This window comes from Nocardia farcinica (assembly GCF_029867845.1).
In the GTDB taxonomy this organism is placed as follows: domain Bacteria; phylum Actinomycetota; class Actinomycetes; order Mycobacteriales; family Mycobacteriaceae; genus Nocardia; species Nocardia farcinica_A.
The window spans coordinates 1-4,096 of record NZ_JARWRU010000099.1; the positions used below are offsets into that span (position 1 = coordinate 1).

Here is a 4,096-nt window from a genome sequence, read left to right on the forward strand (position 1 = left end):
GGGGGGGGGATACCCCCCCCCCCCCCCCCCCGGGGGCCCCCCCCCCCCCCCCCCCCCCCCCCCCCCCCCCCCCCCCCCCCCCCCCGGGCCCCGGGGGGGGCGCGGGCCCCGACGAGGTCGGCTACCTCAACGCCCACGGCACCGGCACCGCCCAGTGCGACGCGGCCGAACGCGACCTGGTGTCCACCGTCCTGGGCGACCGCCCGTGGCTGCACGCGATCAAACCGCTCACCGGGCACAGCCAGGGCGCGGCCGCGGGCGTGGAGATCGCGGTGGCCGCGCTGGTCAACGAGCGCGGGCTGGTCCCGGCGCCGCCCGTCGTCGCGCCGGCCCACCCGCGTCTGCTCGACGGGGTCAGGCCGTTCGAGGGCGGGTTGACGCTGAAGTCCGCCATCGGCATGGGCGGCAACAATTCCGCGCTCGTGCTCGGCCCGGCCTGAGCCGGTCCGGCGGCGTGCCCTCAGTCCGCGCGCCGCTCCTCGGGCAGCGGCACCGACCACCGCAGCACCGTGCCGGGCAGGGCCCCCTGCCCGGGCTCGCGGGCGGGCCCGACGTCGAACCGGCCGCCCGCCTCCTGTGCCCGCTGCTCGAGATTGCGCAGGCCGCTGCGCGCCACCCGCTTGGGCACCCCCCAGCCGTTGTCCCCGACCACGATGGTCAGTTCGTCGTCCACGGTGATCTCCACGGTCAGCGTGTCGGCTCCGGCGTGGCGCACGGCGTTGCTGACCGCCTCGCGCACCACCGCCTCGGCGTGGTCGGCCAGTTCGCCGTCCACCACCGACAGCGGCCCGTTCACCCGCACCGTCGACCGCAGCGCCGACTCCCCGGTCTGGGTGCGCACCGCGCGCTCGAGTCGCCGCGCCAGGTCCTCGCCGTCCTCGTCGCTGTGCAGGTCGAAGACCGCGCCCCGGATCTCCTGCACGACCTCCTGCAACTCGTTGACCACCGCCGAGAGGCGGTTGCGCACCTCGGGCACCTGCACCTTGGGCATGGTGCCCTGCAAGGTCAGCCCGATCGCGAACAGCCGCTGGATCACGTGGTCGTGCAGGTCGCGGGCGATGCGGTCGCGGTCGGCCAGCACGTCGAGCTCACGCATCCGCCGCTGCGCGTCGGCCAGTTGCATGGCCATCGCCGCCTGGTCGGTGAACGCCGAGGTCAGTTCGATCAGCTCGTCGGGATAGCGCGGCGAGCCGGCGGGCCGCACGGCCACCAGCACGCCCAACGTCGCGTCCGGGGTGTTCATCGGCAGCACCAGCGCGGGCCCGGCGTCGGGGAGCGGCACCCCGAACTCGCAGGCCGCCGCCTGCTCGAACCGCAGCGGCCGCCGCTTCGCCAGCGCCTCGCCGAGCACGGTCCCCTCGGCGGGGATCGGCGCGCCCTCATGGTCGTCGCCTGCCCCCGACCAGCAGGTCACCACCAGGTCGGTCGGCTCGCCGGGGGCGATCGGGCCGTCCGGCACGCAGGCGAGGAAGCAGTGGCAGGAGCCGGTCAGCGCGCGCACGTGCTCGACCACATGGGCCAGCACCTCGTCGGCGTCGGCGCCCGCCAGGAATTCGGTGGCGGTGTCGCGGGTGGCCTCGATCCAGGCGTGCCTGGTGCGCGCCGACTCGTAGTGACTGGCGTTGTCCACCGCGATGCCCGCCGCCGCGGCCAGCGCCTCCACCAGCGCCGCGTCGTCGTCGGTGAAGGGGACGCCGTCGGCCTTGTCGGTGAGATAGAGACTGCCGAAGACCTCGTCGCGGATGCGGATCGGCACCCCGAGGAACGAGCGCATCGTCGGATGCCCGGTGGGGAAGCCGACCGACTCCGGGTGCCCGGACAGGTTGTCGATGCGCAGCGGGTCCTTGCGGCGGAACACCGCGCCGAGCACGCCGTGGCCGGCGGGCAGCCTGCCGATGCGCTCGCGCACGCCGTCGGCCACACCGCCCTCGATGAACTGGGTCACCTGCTCGTCGCGGTCGCGCACCGCCAGGCCCCCGTAGCGGGCGTCGACCAGGCTGATCGCGGTGCGCACGATGGCGCGCAGAGTGTCGTCCAGATCCAGCCCCGAGGTGACCGTCAGCATGGCCTCGACCAGGCCGTCCATTCGATCGCGGGAGTCGATGATCCGCTCGACCCGCTCCTCGACCTCGGCGAGCAGTTCGCGCAGACCGGCCCGTGATGTCGCGGCGCGCGCCGGATGTCGGTCCTCGCCCGCGCCGGTGCCCGTCTCCTCGGCGCCCCTGCCGGCGCCTCTGTCGATCATGTCTCCTCGTCCCCTCGGCGCCGCATCCGCCGCGCACGGCGATTCTAGTCGCAGGATCGGGGACTTTCGGCCCTGTCCACCGCGTCGCCGCTGCCGCGAGACTGGTCCACTGGGGTCGAGAGAGCAGGGGAGTTCTTCATGGGTGCGACCGGAGCGCTGTCGTTGTCCGAACACTGGTCGAGCGCGGCCGATCCCGACCTGGCCGTCACCACGCGAGGGGATGTCGCACCGGCCGATGTGACGCGCGCGGTGCGCGCGATCGGCCGGGTCCTGCGCAGGCACCACCTGAACGTGCCCGCCCGGGTGCGCATCACCGCGCCCACCGGGCCGGACAAGGATCGGCCGAACGTGGTCCAGGCCAACGTGCGGCTGCCGCACACCTCGGCCAGGGTGCAGGTCACCGGCCCGCGCGGATTCGCGGTGACCTTCGCCGTCGAGCGCCTCGACCGGCAGTTGACCCGCCTGGCAGCCCGCCGCGGCCGCGACTGGCCCGATCCGGCCCGCCCGCCGCTGGCCGAGGTCACCCCGCCGCGCCCGGTCGTCCGCCGTAAACGCTGCACCCTGCTCATCGGCACGCCCGCCGAGGCGATCGCGGTCATGGACGCGATGGACTACGACGCGCACCTGTTCACCGATTCCGACACCGGCGAGGACGCGATGGTCGGCTGGACCGAGCCGTCGGGGGCCACCCTGATCCGCCAGCGCACCACCGTCGACGTGCGGGGGCGCGCGCACGAGCCGACCGACTCCGGGCCGCTGCGCGTGCACGGCGCGCCCGCGCCGGAGCTGACCGAGATCGAGGCCGTGGAGCGGTTGTGCGGGCACGGCCTGCCGGTGCTGTTCTTCACCGACGCGCGCACCGGCCGGGGCAAGCTGCTGTACCGCCGCTACGACGGCGATCTGAGCATCGTCGTCCCCGCCTGATCCATTCCAGCCCGACCCGTTCCAGCCTGAAGCCACGCCTGTCCGAGCCGGTGCCGGGCCGGATCCCGGCCGCGGTCAGAGGCCGCGCAGCTTCGACGCCAGCACGGCGGCCTGGGTGCGCCGCTCCAGGCCGAGCTTGGACAGCAGCCGGGAGACGTAGTTCTTCACCGTCTTCTCCGCCAGGAACATGCGCGCGGCGATCTGCCGGTTGGTCAGGCCCTCGCCCAGCAGGGTGAGCAGCTTGCGTTCCTGGTCGGTCAGCCCGGCCAGCGGCCCGGTGTCCGCGCGCAACCGCGCCTTGAGCGCCTCGGCGGCCCGGTTGTCCAGCAGCGAGCGGCCCGCGCCGACCGCCTTGATCGCCTCGGCCAGTTCCATGCCCTTGATGTTCTTCACCACATAGCCGCTGGCGCCCGCCATGATCGCGTCGAGCATGGCGTGCTCGTCGGTGTAGGAGGTCAGGATCAGGCAGCGCAGCCCGTCGATCTCGGCGAGCAGGTCGCGGCACAGTTCGATGCCGTTGCCGTCGGGCAGCCGCACGTCGAGCACCGCCACGTCGGGGCGGGCCCGGCGGATGCCCTCGCGAGCGCTCGCCACGTCGCCCGCCTCGCCGGTGACCTTCAGTCCGGGGTCGCTGTCGAGCAGATCGATCAGGCCGCGGCGGACGATCTCGTGATCGTCGACGAGGAACACCTCGAGCACGCGCCCCGGTTCCATCGGCCGCGAGTCCGCCGCCCGCGAGTCCGCCGCCCGCGCGGTTGCGGCCGGCGAGTCTTCCGCGGCCCCGGCCCGCTGATCCCCTGTTCCCGGGGCCCCTGTTCCCGGGGCCCCTGTTTCCGCGGTCACCGCAACCCGGGCCCCGTCCCCGGGCGCCGGCGCCGCAGGGCGCGCCGATGCTGCCGAGATTACCGGCGACGAGCCCCGCGGCGG

The 4,096-nt window shown here is 74.5% G+C and carries 3 protein-coding genes and 1 pseudogene; 2 read left to right on the plus strand and 2 right to left on the minus strand.

The window, feature by feature from the left end; all coding sequences use genetic code 11:
* A pseudogene (locus tag QH283_RS01850) lies at positions 1-440 on the plus strand (hypothetical protein); the annotation flags it as partial.
* A gap of 20 nt (positions 441-460) precedes the next feature.
* On the opposite strand, the gene QH283_RS01855 reads toward QH283_RS01850, so the two are convergent.
* Entirely contained in the window at positions 461-2,245 is a 1,785-nt protein-coding gene (locus tag QH283_RS01855; RefSeq protein WP_280501281.1) for a GAF domain-containing sensor histidine kinase, read from the minus strand.
* Between the two features lie 138 nt (positions 2,246-2,383).
* On the opposite strand from QH283_RS01855, the gene QH283_RS01860 reads away from it, so the two are divergent.
* Positions 2,384-3,169 carry a sigma 54 modulation/S30EA ribosomal C-terminal domain-containing protein gene (locus QH283_RS01860; protein ID WP_280501282.1) on the plus strand — a complete coding sequence of 262 codons (786 nt, stop codon included), beginning with the start codon at positions 2,384-2,386 and terminating at the stop codon, positions 3,167-3,169.
* Between the two features lie 75 nt (positions 3,170-3,244).
* Here the strand turns inward: QH283_RS01860 and QH283_RS01865 are convergent, their stop codons facing one another.
* The gene (locus QH283_RS01865; protein ID WP_280501283.1) at positions 3,245-3,868 is read right to left on the minus strand and encodes a response regulator transcription factor; all 624 of its coding nucleotides are present in this window, start codon (positions 3,866-3,868) and stop codon (positions 3,245-3,247) included.
* Between the last annotated feature and the right edge of the window lie 228 nt (positions 3,869-4,096).